At 64.9% G+C, this 16,292-nt stretch carries 15 protein-coding genes; 9 read left to right on the forward strand and 6 right to left on the reverse strand.

The features are described from left to right. The first annotated feature begins 18 nt into the window (after positions 1-18). Positions 19-843, forward strand: a complete 825-nt coding sequence (gene map, locus ACVW1B_RS32070) for a type I methionyl aminopeptidase (RefSeq protein ID WP_028340441.1) — start codon at positions 19-21, stop codon at positions 841-843. A 25-nt stretch (positions 844-868) separates the two neighbouring features. Here map and ACVW1B_RS32075 read toward each other — a convergent pair whose 3' ends face one another. Next, positions 869-1,588, reverse strand: a complete 720-nt coding sequence (locus ACVW1B_RS32075) for a DNA-3-methyladenine glycosylase I (protein WP_168858339.1) — start codon at positions 1,586-1,588, stop codon at positions 869-871. Positions 1,589-1,725: 137 nt separating this feature from the next. On the opposite strand from ACVW1B_RS32075, the gene radC reads away from it, so the two are divergent. The 5 genes from radC to ACVW1B_RS32100 all read left to right on the forward strand — a co-directional run bounded on the left by radC (position 1,726) and on the right by ACVW1B_RS32100 (position 9,160). Further along, complete coding sequence (radC, locus tag ACVW1B_RS32080; RefSeq protein WP_253606328.1) at positions 1,726-2,439, forward strand: RadC family protein; 714 nt, start codon at positions 1,726-1,728, stop codon at positions 2,437-2,439. 363 nt (positions 2,440-2,802) lie between these two features. Further along, positions 2,803-4,926, forward strand: a complete 2,124-nt coding sequence (glgX, locus tag ACVW1B_RS32085; protein ID WP_253606326.1) for a glycogen debranching protein GlgX — start codon at positions 2,803-2,805, stop codon at positions 4,924-4,926. A 301-nt stretch (positions 4,927-5,227) separates the two neighbouring features. After that, a complete protein-coding gene (locus ACVW1B_RS32090; RefSeq protein WP_456822716.1) occupies positions 5,228-7,093 on the forward strand; it encodes a sigma-54-dependent Fis family transcriptional regulator in 1,866 nt (621 codons plus the stop codon). A gap of 82 nt (positions 7,094-7,175) precedes the next feature. Continuing rightward, complete coding sequence (locus ACVW1B_RS32095; RefSeq protein WP_253606322.1) at positions 7,176-8,759, forward strand: tetratricopeptide repeat protein; 1,584 nt, start codon at positions 7,176-7,178, stop codon at positions 8,757-8,759. Further along, positions 8,759-9,160, forward strand: coding sequence for a hypothetical protein (locus tag ACVW1B_RS32100; protein WP_253606320.1), 402 nt, complete (start codon positions 8,759-8,761; stop codon positions 9,158-9,160). The genes ACVW1B_RS32095 and ACVW1B_RS32100 overlap by 1 nt, the downstream gene beginning before the upstream one ends. Before the next feature lie 9 nt (positions 9,161-9,169). On the opposite strand, the gene ACVW1B_RS32105 is transcribed toward ACVW1B_RS32100, so the two are convergent. Then, positions 9,170-9,925, reverse strand: coding sequence for an SDR family oxidoreductase (locus tag ACVW1B_RS32105; RefSeq protein ID WP_253606318.1), 756 nt, complete (start codon positions 9,923-9,925; stop codon positions 9,170-9,172). Positions 9,926-10,372: 447 nt separating this feature from the next. Between ACVW1B_RS32105 and ACVW1B_RS32110 the strand changes: the two genes are divergently transcribed. Further along, complete coding sequence (locus ACVW1B_RS32110; RefSeq protein WP_253606316.1) at positions 10,373-10,849, forward strand: hypothetical protein; 477 nt, start codon at positions 10,373-10,375, stop codon at positions 10,847-10,849. A gap of 144 nt (positions 10,850-10,993) precedes the next feature. Here the strand turns inward: ACVW1B_RS32110 and ACVW1B_RS32115 are convergent, their stop codons facing one another. Next, positions 10,994-11,767, reverse strand: a complete 774-nt coding sequence (locus ACVW1B_RS32115; RefSeq protein WP_253606314.1) for an MBL fold metallo-hydrolase — start codon at positions 11,765-11,767, stop codon at positions 10,994-10,996. Positions 11,768-11,840: 73 nt separating this feature from the next. Here ACVW1B_RS32115 and ACVW1B_RS32120 point away from each other — a divergent pair, with 73 nt between their 5' ends. Beyond that, the gene (locus ACVW1B_RS32120; RefSeq protein WP_456822717.1) at positions 11,841-12,233 is read left to right on the forward strand and encodes a LysR family transcriptional regulator; all 393 of its coding nucleotides are present in this window, start codon (positions 11,841-11,843) and stop codon (positions 12,231-12,233) included. A 159-nt stretch (positions 12,234-12,392) separates the two neighbouring features. Here the strand turns inward: ACVW1B_RS32120 and ACVW1B_RS32125 are convergent, their stop codons facing one another. Continuing rightward, positions 12,393-13,496, reverse strand: coding sequence for an IS4 family transposase (locus ACVW1B_RS32125; protein WP_076824845.1), 1,104 nt, complete (start codon positions 13,494-13,496; stop codon positions 12,393-12,395). Between the two features lie 6 nt (positions 13,497-13,502). On the opposite strand from ACVW1B_RS32125, the gene ACVW1B_RS32130 reads away from it, so the two are divergent. Then, positions 13,503-14,078, forward strand: coding sequence for a LysR substrate-binding domain-containing protein (locus tag ACVW1B_RS32130; protein WP_456822718.1), 576 nt, complete (start codon positions 13,503-13,505; stop codon positions 14,076-14,078). A gap of 104 nt (positions 14,079-14,182) precedes the next feature. Here the strand turns inward: ACVW1B_RS32130 and ACVW1B_RS32135 are convergent, their stop codons facing one another. Further along, positions 14,183-14,737: a flavin reductase family protein gene (locus tag ACVW1B_RS32135; RefSeq protein WP_016847112.1), complete on the reverse strand. Its 555-nt coding sequence runs from the start codon at positions 14,735-14,737 to the stop codon at positions 14,183-14,185. 109 nt (positions 14,738-14,846) lie between these two features. Beyond that, entirely contained in the window at positions 14,847-15,947 is a 1,101-nt protein-coding gene (locus ACVW1B_RS32140; RefSeq protein WP_456822719.1) for an LLM class flavin-dependent oxidoreductase, read from the reverse strand. Between the last annotated feature and the right edge of the window lie 345 nt (positions 15,948-16,292).

A 16,292-nucleotide genomic window follows, 5' to 3' on the forward strand; every position in this document is an offset into this window, starting at 1 on the left:
CGCAGAAACAGCCCGCCCATGAGCTATATCGACGCCACCGACACCTCGCTTCGCAAGACCGGTCAGATCAAGCTGCACGGACCGAGCGGCTTTGCCGGCATGCGCAAGGCGGGCGCCCTGGTGTCGAAATGCCTCGATGCGCTCACCGACATCGTCAAGCCGGGTATCCCGACCTCCGTCATCGACGAGTTCGTCCGCAAGTTCGCCTTCGACCACGGCGCCTATCCGGCGACGCTGATGTATCGCGGCTATCGCTACTCGACCTGCACCTCGATCAATCACGTGGTCTGCCACGGCATGCCGGGCGACCGGCCGCTGAAGGAAGGCGACATCGTCAATGTCGACGTCACCTTCATCGTCGACGGCTGGTACGGCGACTCCAGCCGCATGTATGCGATCGGCGCCATCGCGCGGAAGGCCGAGCGGCTGATCGAGGTGACCTATGAGGCGATGATGCGCGGCATCGCCGCGGTGAAGCCCGGCGCCACCACCGGCGATATCGGCCATGCGATCCAGAGCTTTGTCGAACCGCAGGGCATGAGCGTGGTGCGCGACTTCTGCGGCCACGGCCTCGGCCGCCTGTTCCACGACGAGCCGAACATCATCCATATCGGCCGCCCCGGCGAAGGCGCGCCCTTGAAGCCCGGCATGTTCTTCACCATCGAGCCGATGATCAATCTCGGCAAGCCGCATGTGAAGATCCTGTCCGACGGCTGGACCGCGGTGACCCGCGACCGTTCGCTGTCGGCGCAGTTCGAGCACTCGGTCGGCGTCACCGCGGACGGCGTCGAGATCTTCACGCTGTCCGAACGCCATGGCGAGAAGCCGTGGGTTCAGGTCTAATCGGGTTCAGCTGTAACCGTCCTCGTCAATAATCGCTGCGCGTGCGCTCGATGATCTCCTCGGGCGTGTGGTTCTCTCCGATCGACATCGCGCAGATCCGCGACAGATGCAGATAGGACAGTCCGGTCTCCTCCGCCCAGGCGTTGAACTGCGCCTGCACCTTGGCGAGATCGCGCTTCGACTTGACCTCCTCGGCGATATCGAGGCCGGCATCGCGCAGGCAGGCGACGACGTCGCGCGAGGTGACGAAGCCGTCCCAGCCGAGGAAGCGCAGCAGCATCTGTCCGGTGTTGCCGCCGAGCCGGCTGCCGCGCTTGGCCAATAGCTCCAGCAGTCCGACCTCATCCGATGACGGCCAGGCGCTAAGGAATTTGCCGAAGCTGCCGTGCTCGCGCGCGATCTCCTGCACGAAGCGGCCGTTGTCGCGCACCGACATGATCTTGGCGCCGTTGCGCACGATCCTGGCGTCGCTGACGAGCTTCTCCCAGAATTCGTCGGGCTTGAAGGCGAGCTTGGCGGGCTGGAAGCCGAGGAACGCCTCCTCGAAGCCCGGCCATTTGGCGTCGATCACGCTCCAGGCAAAGCCCGCGCAGAACACGCGCCTGGTCATCTCGGCCAGCACGCGGTCGTCACCGAGCTTGGCCAGCGCCTTGGCGCCCGCCGGCGGCCGCAGCAGCTTCTCCAGCGCCTTCGGCCCGCCCTTGCGCTTCTCGGCGCGCGAGCGGATCACCTTGAATGATGTCACGCGACCCTCCCCCTCTTTGCTCTCGAACCGTTGCGGCCGACGGTAATTCGCCGGTCGCATTGTGGCAAACCGGAGCGGCATCGGCCCTTCAGGATCGCCCCTTGCAAAATGCGGCCGGCACGGCATGGTTGTGGCCGATGCCCACCAAGCCCGATACCAGCGACGACGAAGCCGACGAGACGCCGCATTATCACGGCCATCGCGAACGGCTGCGCGAGCGCTTCTATGCGGCCGGGCCCGGCGCGCTGACCGACTACGAGCTATTGGAAATGGCGCTGTTCGCCGCGATCCCGCGCCGCGACACCAAGCCGTTGGCCAAGGCGCTGCTGAAGAAGTTCGGCTCGTTCGCCGAGGTGGTGCATGCGCCGGTGGCGCGGCTGCGCGAGGTCGAGGGCGTCAAGGATGCCTCGATCAACCAGATCAAGCTGCTCGCCGCCGCCGCCGGCCGGATCGCCAAGGGCGAGATCAGGCGCAACATCGCGCTGTCGTCCTGGAACGACGTCATCGACTATTGCCGCACCGGCATGGCGTTCGCCGACAAGGAGCAGTTCCGCCTCCTGTTCCTCGACAAGCGCAACCAGCTGATCGCCGACGAGGTGCAGCAGACCGGCACCGTCGATCACACCCCGGTCTATCCGCGTGAGGTGATCAAGCGCGCGCTGGAATTGTCCGCCACCGCGCTGATCCTGGTGCACAACCATCCGTCCGGCGACCCGACGCCGTCGCAGGCCGACATCCAGATGACGAAAGCCATCGTCGACATCGCAAAGCCGCTCGGGATCGCCGTGCACGATCACATCATCGTCGGCAAGAACGGGCATACCAGCTTCAAGGGCATGCGGCTGATTTAGCATTGCACTCAACAAGCCCTCCGCTGTCGTCCCGGCCTAGTGCGCAATTGCCCACGGGGCCGGGACCCATAACCACAGGGTTGCGTTGTCGAAGCACGCTGTGGCTCCAGCTTTGCAAGCCAATTTGCTTTCGTGGTTATGGGTCCCGGGTCGCGCTGCGCTTGCCCGGGACGACATCGAGATTGTGGCAGAGAGTCATACGACCGCATTCTCGCGACATCTCTTGCCGAGCCTTGCATCTCGTTCCGCCCGCGTCATACGAACCAAGCGTAACTGCCGCTAAACTAGCCCATGCAACGTTTCCCGCGCGGCGGCGTTTGTTGCAGATTGATCTGACGGCCTGTCAGGGGCCTTGGGGGACCGATGTCCGATTACGTCATTGAGGAGGGGCTGCCCTATCCGCTGGGCGCCCACTGGAGCGGCCACGGCACCAATTTCGCGGTGTTTTCCGCCAACGCCACCAAGGTCGAGGTGTGCCTGTTCGACGGCGAGCGCGAGACGCATCGCTTCGAGCTGCCCGAATACACCGACCAGGTGTTTCACGGCTTCATCAATGGCGTGCAGCCGGGGACGTTCTACGGCTATCGCGTTTACGGTCCCTACCAGCCGGACGGCGGCCACCGCTTCAACCCGAACAAGCTGCTGCTCGATCCCTACGCCTGCGCCCATGCCGGCAGCCTGACCTGGAATCCGGCGGTGTTCGGCTACAAGATGGAGAGCGGCAACGACCTCACCTTCGACGAGCGCGACAGCGCGCCGTTCATGCCGAAATGCGTGGTGGTCGATCCCAATTTCGACTGGGTCCAGGAGGCGCAGCGGCAGGACGTGCATTGGGACGAGACCGTGGTCTACGAGACCCACGTCAAGGGGTTTACCAAACAGCACCCGGGCATCGACGAACATTTGCGCGGCACCTATGCCGGCTTCGGCTCGAACGCTGCGATCGACCATCTCAAGGCGCTCGGCATCACCTCGGTCGAGCTGCTGCCGGTGCATTCCTTCATCAACGACAGCAACCTGCTCGACAAGCACCTGACCAATTACTGGGGCTACAACACCATCGGCTTCTTCGCGCCGGATCCGCGCTACGCCGCCGACGTGCCGAACAGCCTGCGCGAATTCAAGGAGATGGTGTCGCGGCTGCATGGCGCCGGCCTCGAAGTCATTCTCGACGTCGTCTACAACCACACCGCCGAAGGCAATGAGCGCGGCCCGACGCTATCGTTCAAGGGCATCGACAATGCGAGCTATTACCGCCTGCTGCCGGACAAGCGGCGCTACTACATCAACGACACCGGCACCGGCAACACGGTGAACCTGTCGCATCCGCGGGTGATCCAGATGGTGATGGACAGCCTGCGCTACTGGGCCGGCCACATGCATGTCGACGGCTTCCGCTTCGATCTCGGCACCATCCTGGCACGTGAGGTCTACGGCTTCGACGAGCAGTCCGGCTTCCTCAAGGCGATGAACCAGGACCCGCTGCTCGCGACCGTCAAGCTGATCGCCGAACCCTGGGATTGCGGCCCCGGCGGCTACCAGGTCGGCGGCTTCCCGGCGGGCTGGGCGGAGTGGAACGACAAATACCGCAACGTTGTGCGCGATTTCTGGCGCGGCGAGGCGGCGCCAGGCAGCCTGGCACCGCGGCTGCTCGGCTCGCACGACGTGTTCAACCGCGAGGGCCGCCGCACCTGGGCCAGCGTCAACTTCATCACCGCCCATGACGGGTTCACGCTGAACGACTGGGCGAGCTACAACAACAAGCACAATGAGGCCAACGGCGAGCACAACAATGACGGCTCGTCGGACAACCACTCCTGGAATTGCGGCGCCGAGGGCCCGACCGCCAATCCGGATATCCGCACTTTGCGCGAACGGCAGAAGCGCAACATGCTGGCGACGCTGCTGGCCTCGCAGGGCACGCCGATGCTGCTCGGCGGCGACGAGTTCGGCCGCACCCAGCGCGGCAACAACAATGCGTACTGCCAGGACAACGACATCTCGTGGTTCGACTGGAATTTTTCCGACGACGGCGGGAAGCTGCTCGCCTTCACCAAGCGGATGATCAAGCTGCGGCGCGACTACCCGATCCTGCGCCGCAGCCGCTTCCTCTCCGGCGATCGCGATCCCCAACTCGAGATCCGCGACGTGGTCTGGATCAGCACGACAGGCGTGGAGATGACGCAGGCCGACTGGAGCACCGGCTGGATCAAATGCTTTGGCGTCGTGCTCGACGGCCGCGCCCGCAAGACCGCGATCGCGCGCGAGGGCGAGGACGACACGGTGCTCGTTATCCTCAACAGCTTTGAGGGCGAGGTGGACTTCAAGCTGCCGCGGACGTCAGCCGGACCGCGCTGGTCGTTGCTGCTGGATACCAACGCGCCGGAACAGCCGGCAGGCGCGCAGTTTGCGTTCGACGGCACGTACAGGGCAGTGGGGCGTTCGTTCGTGCTGCTCACGACCGGCGAGATGAAGTCATCCCCGTAGCCCGGATGCAGCGCAGCGAAATCCGGGAATGCCCTCGCCCGTTGCACGACCGCCCCGGATTACGCGGAGCTCCATCCGGGCTACGCCTTCTCCTTCCCCCTGAAAGGGGGAAGGTCGGGATGGGGGTCAGCCGCAGGCGATGCTGCAAGCCGAGAGAGCAGATCCCCACCCGCTTTGCTCTCACGAGCAAAGCGACCTCCCCTTTGCAAGGGGAGGTAAGAGTCCCGCGACGCCGTCGGCCAATTGACATTCGGCCGCGGACTGCCAGACTTCGCGGAAAATTAGGGGTGGAGACCTCTGGATGGCCAATCTTTCGGCCTCAAATCACGTCGCCCGTGTTCTGTCGGCGGCCAACCAGGTGGCCGGCGTCGACACCGAGACGCGGATCGCAGCGTCCTGGCGGCGCTGCCTGGTCAATCACAACCTCAATCCGGCCCGGCGCGGGCCGCCGCAGACCCTGACCGAGGCCGAGATCCGGCACATCGCCGAGCCGATGGAGGATTTGATCCAGGTCGCGATCCCCGAGCTCGAGGACCTCGCCCGCGTGCTCCACGACTCCGGCTACTGCGTCAATCTCGCCGATCCCAACGCCACCATGCTGGTGAGCCGGTTGCCCGGGGGCGACTACGCGCGGATGTTCCTTGAGTGGAAGATCTACACCGGCTCGAACTTCGCCGAGACGTTCGAGGGCACCAACGGGCTTGGCACCGCGCTCGCCGAGCAGCGGCCGATCCTGGTGCATGGCGACGAACATTTCCGCGAGCAGTGGCACATGTTCACCTGCGCGGTGTCGCCGCTGTTCGATCATGCCGGGCGGCTCGCCGGCGCCGTCAACATCACCTCGTGCCGCAGCGACCTCGGCCGCAGCGCGCATGAGCTGGCGCTCGCCGTCACCACGGAGGCGACGCGGCGGATCGAGCAGTCGTTCTTCCGCCGGCGCTACCGCGCCTCCTGGATCGCGATGCTGCCCGGCGACGGGCACGGCATGCTGGCCTATGACGACGATCGCCGTGTCGTCGGCGCCTGCCGCACCGCGCGCGCCGCGTTCGGGCTGACCGATGCGATGATCGACGACGGCATCGACCTGTCGCATCTCATTCAACTCGACGATCGCGCGACGCGGGCCGCGGACGAGCAGGTCGCGCTGCGTCGCGCCGACGGCACGCCGTGGGGACGCGGCCGTCTGGCGCCGCCGGTGCGGGCGCGTTCGCCGCGTCCACCATCCACACCGCCGCGCGAGAAGCCGGCCGGACAGTTTTCCGGCCTGCACCGGCTGGCGGGCCGCGATCCCGTGCTGATCAAGGGCGTGAAGCGGCTGATGACGGTCGGCAATCTCGATCTGCCGATCCTGCTGCATGGCGAGACCGGCGCCGGCAAGGACGTGTTCGCGCGCGCCATCCATGCGGCGAGCAATCGCGCCAGCCGCAACTACGTCGCGCTGAACTGCGCGGCGATGCCGGAGAGCCTGATCGATGCCGAGCTGTTCGGCTACGAGGCCGGCGCCTTCACCGGCGCGCGGCGCGAGGGATCGAAGGGGCTGATCGTACAAGCCAGCGGCGGCACGTTGTTCCTCGACGAGATCGGCGACATGCCGCTTTCGCTGCAAACCAGGCTGCTGCGCGTGCTGGAAAACCGCGAGGTCTGGCCACTCGGCGCGCTGAAGCCCGTCGCCGTCGACATCCGCCTGATCAGCGCCACGCACCGCGACCTGGCGCGGATGGCTGAGGACGGCAGCTTCCGCTCCGATCTGTATTACCGGCTGCGCGGCATGGAGATCCGCCTGCCCGCGTTGCGCGAGCGTGCCGACCGCAAGGACGTCATCGCACAGATCGCCGACGAGGAAGCGCCGCACTGCCGCATTGCAGCCGACGCCTGGGCGCAGCTGATGGCCTATCCGTTCCCCGGCAACATGCGCCAGCTTCGCCACGTGCTGCGGCTCGCCGGCGCCACCGCGGAGGACGGCGTCATCACCGAGGCCGATCTCGATCTGCCGCCGTTCAGCGCACGCGGCGCGGAGGCCGATCACACCGCGAGCGAGCGCACCGCGATCGTCGATGCATTGCGCGCCAATGACGGAAGAGTGACGGACGCGGCCAGGGCGCTCGGGCTCAGCCGCGCGACGTTGTACCGGAAGATCAAGGCGTTAGGGATCGCGCTGGACAGCTAGATCGGAACGCCCCCGCTGTTCCGGCGGTGCGGGAAAGGTGATATCGTACTGCTTTCGCCTTCAACGCCACGGAGCGGGTCCCATGACACGGTTTCCCCTCGCTGTGGTCGTTGGCCTCATTGCCGCGACCATTTCGCAGCCTGCCGCCTCGGATTCTACCGAGCAACGATTGGGCAAAGTCCATTTCGTGACATCCTGCAAGCCTGAAGCGCAGGAGCTGTTCGATCGCGCCATGCTGTATCAGCATTCGTTCTGGTACAGCGCGTCGCGACGCACCTTCGAGGAGGTGCTGGAGGCCGACCCGCAATGCGCCATCGCCTATTGGGGCATCGCGCTCAGCTATCTCTACAATCCGCACGCGCCGCCGCCGCCGGAAAACCTTCCGCTCGGCCTTGAAGCTGCGAAAAAAGGCCAGGCGCTGAATGCCGGCACCCCGCGCGAGCGCGAATACATCGATGCGATCGCGGCGATGTATGTCGACTACGACAAGGTCGATCACCGCACCCGCGTGCAGCGTTTCCTCGCCGCCGAAGAGCAGGTCGCGACGCATTATGCCGACGATGACGAGGCGCAGATCGCCTATGCGATCACGCTCAACGTCGCGGCCTCCCCGGCCGACAAGACCTATGCCAACCAGCTGAAGGGCGCGGCGCTGCTCGAACCGATCTTCAAGCGCCAGCCCGAGCACCCCGGCATCGCCCACTATCTGATCCATCTCTACGACTACCCGGCGCTCGCGGCGAAGGGCCTCCCCGCGGCGATGCGCTATGCCAAGATCGCCGAACACGCGCCGCATGCCCAGCACATGCCGTCGCACATCTTCACGCGCGTCGGCTACTGGAAGGAGTCGATCGCCTCGAACAGGGAATCCGCGCGCATCGCCAAGCAAGACGGCGAACAGCAGGACCAGGCGCACGCGATGGACTATCTGGTCTATGCCTATCTCCAGCTCGGCCAGGACAAGGAGGCACGTGCTGTGATCGACGAGCTCGGCAAGCTCCAGTTCAAGCTCGACCGGTTCGCAGGCCCCTTCGCGGTGGCGGCAAGCCAGGCCCGCTATGTCTTCGAACGCGGCGACTGGAAGGGTGCCGCCGCGCTTCAAGTGCATCCCACCAAATACGCCTATGCGGATGCCATCACCTATTTCGCCCGCGCGGTCGGCGCCGCGCGCTCCGGTGACCCCGCCGCCGCCAAAGCCGATGTCGCCAAGCTGATCGAGCTGCGCGACAAGTTGAAGGACGCCAAGGACGCCTACTGGTCCAACATCGTCGACATCCAGCAGCAGATCGCGAGCGCCTGGGTGCTGTACGCGGAAGGCAAATACGACGATGCGCTCAGCGCGATGAATGCCGCCGCGGAGGCGGAAGACAAGACCGAGAAGCATCCCGTCACGCCGGGACCGCTGGCGCCGGCGCGCGAGCTCTACGCGGCGATGCTGCTCGATCGCGGCATGGCCAGGGAGGCGCTCGCCGCCTATGAGGCCGTGCTCAAGAAGGAGCCCAACCGGCTGGCGACTTATCTCGGCATGATCAAGAGCGCCAAGGCGGCCGGCGATCAGGCCAAGATCCGGGAATGCGCCGATCAGATTGCCCGGCTCACCGCGGATGCCGATCTGTCGCGGCCGGAGCTGATCGAATTGCGCCAGACGACCGGAAGCAAGCTGTGATGCCACGGGCGACATGGCGCAACGGTGGAGCGGCGCTGCTCGGCGCCGTTGCGCTATCGCTTTGCCATACGCCGCCGCTCGGTGCGATGGAGATCCTCGGCCAGGCCGGCGTGCTCGGCGAATGGGAGCTGACCGGACATCTCACCGAGAGCGCGCCGGGCGCGCTAAGGCAGTTCTCCGGACCGCTCAAGATGAAGCATGTCGGCATCTGCACGCAGGACGGGCCGGACGAACGCGCCGGAGAGATCAGGCTGCAGATCAGTGCGGATTCGCAGGTCACCGCCGAGCTGGTGCTGGACGGCGCGCCCTGCACCTACAGCGCCCGCAAGGCGCGCAACTACGAGGGCACGCTGTCCTGCGAAGGACGCGCGCCCGTCCCGCTGCTGGTGTGGCTCAAATAGCCGATACCGTCAGGCGGCCGGCCGCGCGCGGCGCAGCCATTCGTTCAGATCGATGCGGCCGAGGCGCGCCTCGCCGAGCGGCACCAGCGAGTGCTGCTCGACCCGGCCGCCCCAGTAAAGCGCGTCAGGGTCTTTCACCACCTCGCGCGGGTCGCCTTTTGCCTTCAGGTACCGCGCCACGATCTCGTTGAACGGCGCGCGGTCGGGACCTGCGATCTCGACGATGCCGTTGCGCGGCGGCTCGAGCGCGATATCGGCGACGAGCGCGGACACGTCCTCCGCCGCGATCGGCTGGAACAGGCCGGGCGAGAGCCTGACGGTGTTTCCGACTGCGCCCGCATCGGCGATCGCGCCGACGAATTCCATGAACTGGGTCGCGCGGACGATGGTGTAGGCAATCCCGGACGCCTCGATCAGCTTCTCCTGCGCCACCTTGGCGCGGAAGTAGCCGTTCTCGGGCGTGCGGTCAGTGCCGACGATCGACAGCGCGACATGGTGCTTGACGCCGGCCGGCTTCTCCGCCGCCAGCAGGTTGCGGCCGGAGGTCTCGAAGAATTCCATCACCGCCTTGTCCTCGAACGAGGGCGAATTGGCGAGGTCGATCACGACGGCCGCGCCGGCCAGCGCCTCGTTCAGCCCCTCGCCGGTGATGGCGTTGATGCCGTTCTTCGGCGAGGCGGCGACGACCTCATGGCCGCGCTGGCGCAGGATGGCAACGGTCCTTGAGCCGATCAGTCCGGTACCGCCGATCACAACGATCTTCATGGTGATACTCCTTGTCGGTGACGAGGTTTCTTGAGACATGCTTGCCGGATCGTCATGGATACGTCGATCCGCAGCAACTTCGATAGTTGCCGCGCGCGGTCGCCCACGGCAGCGGGGAGAAGGATTGGTGAGTTGGCGCTACCTCCTCGATCGCTCTCCCGCACGCAACCATACTATAGCATGCCACGGCTGTTCTGATGTCGCGGAACCTGTCATCCGATGCGTCGTCTGACGAGCATGAGACGTTGGTGGCTACGCTTGCTGAACCTCTTACCGTCACGTAGACTAATGCGTGCGTTCCAGCCAGCGTGCTGGGGTACCGAAAGCTTCGGCCGCTGCCGGGATATCACCGCGGGCTCTCTTTCGTGCTGCAACGCCAATGCTGGGCATGACGTATAGCCCGCTGTGCACTCCTTGATTTGATTTCAGCAAACGCAGGAGGAGTCTATGCGGAATTTTATCACCTTTTTCGTTTCCAGCGCGGCAATCGTCGTTGCGGGGTCGACCGCGTTAGCGGGTGAGAAGGTGCTCGAGTTCAAGCTCGTCACCAAGCCTGTCGACGTCAAGGTCATCGAGGCAGCAAACGTCGAGGGGCAGACGGTCGTTTCCGGCAAGTTCTTTGGTGTCGCCATCTTCAGTGATGGCCATATCGGGGTGAAGGAGTTCGTCCATTCAGGAGACATGCTGAAGGGCTCGGGCTCCTATTACGGTTACAGCACCTACACGTTCGAGGAAGGCGCGATCACCGCGCGTTACACCGGCGCGATCAAGGACGGAAAATCAAACGGCGAATATACGATCCTCTCGGGCACGGGCGCCTATGCGAATGCGACGGGCACAGGAACGATCGAAAGCGCGCCGAACCCCTTCAAGGGGGTCAATCTTCTGAACATCAAACTGGTCGTGAGAACGCCGGGGTCATAGCAGCGCAGCGTCCGCGGGACCACGGCAAGGACAGCGACGCCTCACATGAGCGTTGGCTCGGCCAGCGGTCGCACGGCCGCGCCGGGCCCACGCCATCAAACGCGGCGCCGCGGTAAGCCGTGTTCAGGCTCTGCCACGGCCGGCTCACCATGACAGTGGCAGCGGTTTGCCCTTTTCAAGCCGGGTCAGACGGGCCGCCAGATTGAACTTTGCGAAGACGTCCAAAAGCTGGTCCTGGCTTTCGCGCAGATGGCCCCAACCTTCGTTGTGGACCGCGACAAGTGCTGCGTCGGGAAAGGCATGCGCAGCTTCCAGCGCATCCTCGCTGCCCATCGTCATATGGAAACGGCCACGGGGCTCCGCGGCGCCCGTGAACAGCACGACGAGCTTGGGCGAAAACCGCCTCGCGACCTCGGCGGTGCCTTCGAACCAAAGCGTATCGCCGGTGACGTAAAGCAGGTCTCCCGGCTGCTCGGCGCCGAGCGCAAATCCAACCACGTCGCCGGCATCGACCCCGATGGGTCCATGGCGGGCCGGCGTGGCGGTCACAAACAACTTCTTGCGTTCGCTCTCGAGGACGCGGGTCTCGAATGGAGCAAGGCCCAATGCGTTCCCGCCGAGACGCTGCGCGCCGGAATTCGTCGTGTAGGTTGTGCCGGCGTGCGGAAGAAGCGCGCGGCCGGCATTGTCGAGATTGTCGAAGTGGTGGTCGTGACTGAGCAAGACTGCGTCGAGCTTGCCGATCCGTTCGACTGAAAGGGCCGGCCCATCCGTCTTCCTGTGCCGCACCGGGCTGTACGCTCCCTGATACTCGCCAGGAGGATCGAAGGTGGGGTCCGTCAGCAGACGAAACCCGTCGTACTCGATGAGCACGGTCGGACCGCCGACCAGGGTCAAGGTGAGATTCGGTGCCGCCATGAACTGCTCCCGCGCGATTGTCAGCCCAAATAACCAGCTCCCCGTCCTGAGCGGAATTCGCTATTCTTTCTCAATGGCTGATCAAAATCGCACAGCGATCGATTGGGAGGATGTCCGGCTATTCGCCGCGCTTGCCCGCCACGGCAGCCTGTCGGGAGCCGCGCGTGCACTCTCGGTGAACCATGCTACCGTCGCCCGCCGCGTGAAGTCGCTGGAGACCGCGATCGGCGAACGGCTGGTCGAACGGCGTCCCGACGGTTACGTCCTCACCCGGAGAGGCGCGCGCATGCTCGATGCCGCCAACGATATGGAGGCCGCGGCAGCAAGGCTTGGCCACAGAGGGACGTCGGGCGCGCCGACCGGGCTTGTCCGCATCAACGCGCCCCCGAGCCTCTCACAGAACTTCCTCGTCCATCGCCTCGCCAGACTGTCCAGGCAGCAGCCCATAGGCGCTAAGATAGTTTGATCATAGTCTGATAGTGGCGCTTATGTCTGGGTGGCTCGCGTAGATGTCGCCGGAGAGCGTGACTGGCTCTGCAGAGTAGAGCGATTGCGGGCTGTGGAATGATCGCTTGCCGTAGCGAAGCTACGAGCTGGCGCAGCAGACGCCACGTCACTGGGTGGGTCAGGCGGCGTCGGCCAAGCGGGGAGAGTCTTCGAGTTCGTCGACGAGCGGCTCGAGCAATAGAATGATCAGCAGATGAGCGAGGATATGGGGTCTGGCGGACCGCTCGTCGGTTCCGGGAGGTCCCTTCAGGCCAATCAGGCTTTTCAGCCGCTTGAAGCCGAGCTCAATGCGCCATCGCAGCCGATAGAGGGCGAGGATATCTGCAGTCGTGAAGTCCTCTGGCCTGAGTGAGGTCACCAGGATCACCCAATCTGCGGCGTCAAGTGTTTGCCTGGAGAGCTGATGACCTCCCTTTTGTGCAGTCCGGCGCGCCTTGCGTCGCGCAGCCGCAGCAGCTTGCGCCGGCTTCTTCGCGGCAACCAGACGCACTGCGAGCGGCGGCGCACCTGACTTGCGCTTTATCCAAATCGGCCGATCGATCAGGCCACGCGCCGAGGCGTTGCGCAGTTCGGCAGTGAGGTCAACAAGATTACCTTCGGCATCGAGCCAGCGCGCGCTCTTCCAGCCGGCCCGGATCACGAAGTCCGCATCGGCATCGACGAGATGCGCCATGCGCTCCGGTTGCAGATAGGCGCGATCGGCAAGACGGATCTCACCGGCAACCGCCGGTATCCGATCCAGCGTCTCGCCCGCTCGCTGATCGGTCAGTTCGAAGTGACCAAAGCGCTCCTGCGGAAGATCGAACGCGCTATGGATACGCCACACTGCGTTCTTGTTCCTGCCGCTCGTCCCAGCCTTGGGGACCGTCGTGGCGTCAACAATACGGATCAGACGACCGCGGCTCGCCTTCGGCGCCGCGGCGGCAAGCGCCTGCTCGACCAAGATTGCCAGCCAATCTCCGCACTGACGTAAGCGATACAACAGAGCCACGTTGGAGATATCGACAAGCCCAACCGACGTGGCCCATGCCGCCGTCAACCGCAGCCCTTTCTCACCAAGGCAATAAGCCAAGATCAGGCGCAGCAAGTCGACCGCATTGCTGATCTCCCGCGGACGGACAAACGCCTTCGTCTTGCGCGCGCTAATGTTCAGAGCCTCGGCTCCGCCAAGTCGGGCGACAACGCGCGCCCAATCTTTGTTCACAAGCGATTCGTGTGCCATTCCATCTTGGAATCACAAGCGAATCCAAGGCGCAAATCCTATTTTAGCGCCTATGGGCAGCAGCCGGGACTCGACATCGATCTGGCAACCGACTTTCGAACCGTCAGCCTCGAAAGGCGCGAGGCAGACATCGCCCTGCGATTTGGCCGTCCGGAGGACGGGGATGTCATCGCCAGGCGACTCGTGTCGATGGGTTCCGGCTTCTACGCGACCGCCGATTGCCGCCGCAGGATCGACGCCGGCGACGAGCCCGTGTTCGTCGGTTTCGACGAGGCCAATGCCCATCTTCCCGAAGCGCTGTGGTTGTTCCGGAAATTTCCCCATGCGCGCATGTCCTTCCGGACCAGCAACCAGGCCGCGCAGGCCGCGGCCGCACAGGCCGGCGCGGGCATAGCCCTGCTTCCGCATTTCATCGGCCGAGCCGAACGGAAGCTGTGTGCCTGCAAACTCGCGCACGCCCCGCCGCCACGCGAACTTTGGCTCGTCACCCGGCGCCGCGACCGAAATGACCCTCTCGTCGGCACCGTTGCCCGGCGTCTCGCGGACATCTTCGCCAATGAGCGCGTGCTGTTCGAGGATTAGGCTCGCTACGGAGCAGCAGGTCTCAGGCAACCGAATTGCCGTCAGGCGAGATGGCCGGCGCGCAGATCATCAAGAGATGCGGGGGAAGGCCTTAAGCGCAAGCCTTACGAAAACTCGTTCCAGCTGACACGCCGTGCGTCGAGGTCGCCGAGTTCGACCGGATCATGGATGTTGCGCACGCTCTGGAAGCCAGAGCGCAGATAGATCAGCGGGTCGACCGTGGTCGCGGCGCGGACGTGCTGGACCTCGCCGATGAAGATCGAATGGGTCTTGGTCTCGAGCTCCTGCGCCAGCACGCAGTCGAACGCCGCGACGGCATCCTCCAGCACCGGGGCGCCGGTGGCGCCGGTGGTCCAGCGCCCAAACGCAAAACGGTCGTCGCCGTTGACGCCCTTCTGGCCGGAGAAGGTCAGCGCCAGCAGCGCGTGGTCCTCGTTCAGGAAGTTGATGACGAAATGGCGCTCCTCGCGGATGCGCTGATGCGCGCTGGCGTTACGGTTAACGCAGACCAGCACCGAGGGCGGATTGTCCGACAGCGAGCAGGCCGAGGTTACGGTCAGGCCGGTGCGCTGCCCGGTCTCGGAGCCGACCGTCACCAGCGCGACGGCGCCCGCGCAATGGCGCATCGCCTGCTTGAAACTCTGTGCGTCGACCGTCATGCCGCAAACCCTGTTTGAGCATGATCCTCCGGATCATGCTTCGGTAAAAACACTTCGTTCAAGATATGCGAGGCGGGGTGCGAGGCAAGCCCCGCACCCCGCGCAGCTGTCATGCAGCCTTCTCGAACTCGGCGCCGAGATGCTTGAGCCGCGGCATCACCTCGTTCTTGAGCAGGTCCAGCGAGTGCCGCCAGGCTTCCGGTTTGTGCTTGTAGTCGAAGCCGAACACACAGAGGACACCGAAGCCGCCGACCTCCCGGTAGATCTTCTCGATCTTCTCGGTGACCGTCGCGGGCGAGCCGACGATCCAATTCCGGCGCGCGCAATATTCGACAGTGACGTCGCGGTCGGGCACGTCGGGCGCGTGCTTCAGATAGTCCTTGAAGCCGAAATGGCCGAGCAGCGGCAGGAAGTACTCGCTCATCATCCGGCCCATCATGTCGCCGGTCGACAGCTTCCACGCCTCCTCATCGGTATCCGCCACGAACACCTCGCGCACCAGCCGCCAGTCCTTGCGGCTCGGCTTGCGGCCGGTCTTGGCGGCGCCGGCCTCGACCGAATCCCAGTGGCTGCCGACATAGGCCGGGTTGAGGTTGAGGCTCATCGGAATGAAGCCGCGCTCGCCGGCGAGCTTCAAGGTGTCCGAATTCTTCGACAGGCCGGCGACGCCGATCGGCGGGTGCGGCCCTTGCAACGGCTTGATGTGCGGCTTGAGGAAGTCGAACATCGTGTCCGGCTTGCTCACCGTCCAGTACTTGCCCTTGTGCGTCCAGGGTCCCGGCTCGGACCACATCTTCAGGATGATCTCGAGCGCCTCGCGGGTCATGTCGCGGTTCTGGCCCGACATGCCGTCGACGTTGAACATCGCCCAGTCGCTGGGCAGGCCCGAGGCCGCGACGCCGAAGTTGAGGCGCCCGTTCGAGAGATGATCGAGCATCGCAACGCGGTTCGCGAGTTCGGCGGGATGATGATACGGCAGCAGGAAGCCGCCGGGCCCGATGCGCAGATTCTTGGTCTGCAGCAGCGCCTGCGCCACCAGCAGATCAGGCGACGGGTGCGGCTCCCAGGGTGCGGTATGGTGCTCGCCGATCCAGGCTTCCTGATAGCCGAGCTCGTCGAGCCAGCGCAGCGTCTGCAGGTCCCAGTCGTGGCCCTCCTTCAATCCGCACTCCGGCGGGTGCGAGGGCATGGTGAAGTAGCCAAGCTCCATGTGCGTTTCCTTCCTTCGCGTTGGGTTCAGTTGTGCAATGCGTCTTGCCGCGCATTGCATGACGATCAGCAAGCGCTGTGCCAGCGGAGGAAGTCGCAGGGAATGGGTGAGAACGGCCGGATTTCGGCCGGCTGCGCGCCGGTCAGCGGGCTTGGCAAGGCTGGCGGCGTCTCACCGTCGCGAGACGTGTCGCAATCGTGAGACGCGCCGGCAAGCATTCCCGCTGGTTGGCTCGGGCTGCCTTCGCACACACGGAAGCAGATACTCTCGCGGAGACTTCCCCTCACCCGAATTCGAGCTTCGCTCGAATTCGACCTCTCCCCGCAAGCGGGGCGAGGTGAAGCG

The organism is Bradyrhizobium sp. USDA 4502 (assembly GCF_054063355.1).

What these genes read in the sequence shown, in the direction of transcription:
- map (WP_028340441.1), top strand. Translation starts at nt 19, where the DNA reads ATGAGCTATATCGACGCCACCGACACCTCGCTTCGCAAGACCGGTCAG.
- radC (WP_253606328.1), top strand. Translation starts at nt 1,726, where the DNA reads ATGCCCACCAAGCCCGATACCAGCGACGACGAAGCCGACGAGACGCCG.
- glgX (WP_253606326.1), top strand. Translation starts at nt 2,803, where the DNA reads ATGTCCGATTACGTCATTGAGGAGGGGCTGCCCTATCCGCTGGGCGCC.
- ACVW1B_RS32090 (WP_456822716.1), top strand. Translation starts at nt 5,228, where the DNA reads ATGGCCAATCTTTCGGCCTCAAATCACGTCGCCCGTGTTCTGTCGGCG.
- ACVW1B_RS32095 (WP_253606322.1), top strand. Translation starts at nt 7,176, where the DNA reads ATGACACGGTTTCCCCTCGCTGTGGTCGTTGGCCTCATTGCCGCGACC.
- ACVW1B_RS32100 (WP_253606320.1), top strand. Translation starts at nt 8,759, where the DNA reads ATGCCACGGGCGACATGGCGCAACGGTGGAGCGGCGCTGCTCGGCGCC.
- ACVW1B_RS32105 (WP_253606318.1), bottom strand. Translation starts at nt 9,925, where the DNA reads ATGAAGATCGTTGTGATCGGCGGTACCGGACTGATCGGCTCAAGGACC.
- ACVW1B_RS32110 (WP_253606316.1), top strand. Translation starts at nt 10,373, where the DNA reads ATGCGGAATTTTATCACCTTTTTCGTTTCCAGCGCGGCAATCGTCGTT.
- ACVW1B_RS32115 (WP_253606314.1), bottom strand. Translation starts at nt 11,767, where the DNA reads ATGGCGGCACCGAATCTCACCTTGACCCTGGTCGGCGGTCCGACCGTG.
- ACVW1B_RS32120 (WP_456822717.1), top strand. Translation starts at nt 11,841, where the DNA reads ATGGCTGATCAAAATCGCACAGCGATCGATTGGGAGGATGTCCGGCTA.
- ACVW1B_RS32125 (WP_076824845.1), bottom strand. Translation starts at nt 13,496, where the DNA reads ATGGCACACGAATCGCTTGTGAACAAAGATTGGGCGCGCGTTGTCGCC.
- ACVW1B_RS32135 (WP_016847112.1), bottom strand. Translation starts at nt 14,737, where the DNA reads ATGACGGTCGACGCACAGAGTTTCAAGCAGGCGATGCGCCATTGCGCG.
- ACVW1B_RS32140 (WP_456822719.1), bottom strand. Translation starts at nt 15,947, where the DNA reads ATGGAGCTTGGCTACTTCACCATGCCCTCGCACCCGCCGGAGTGCGGA.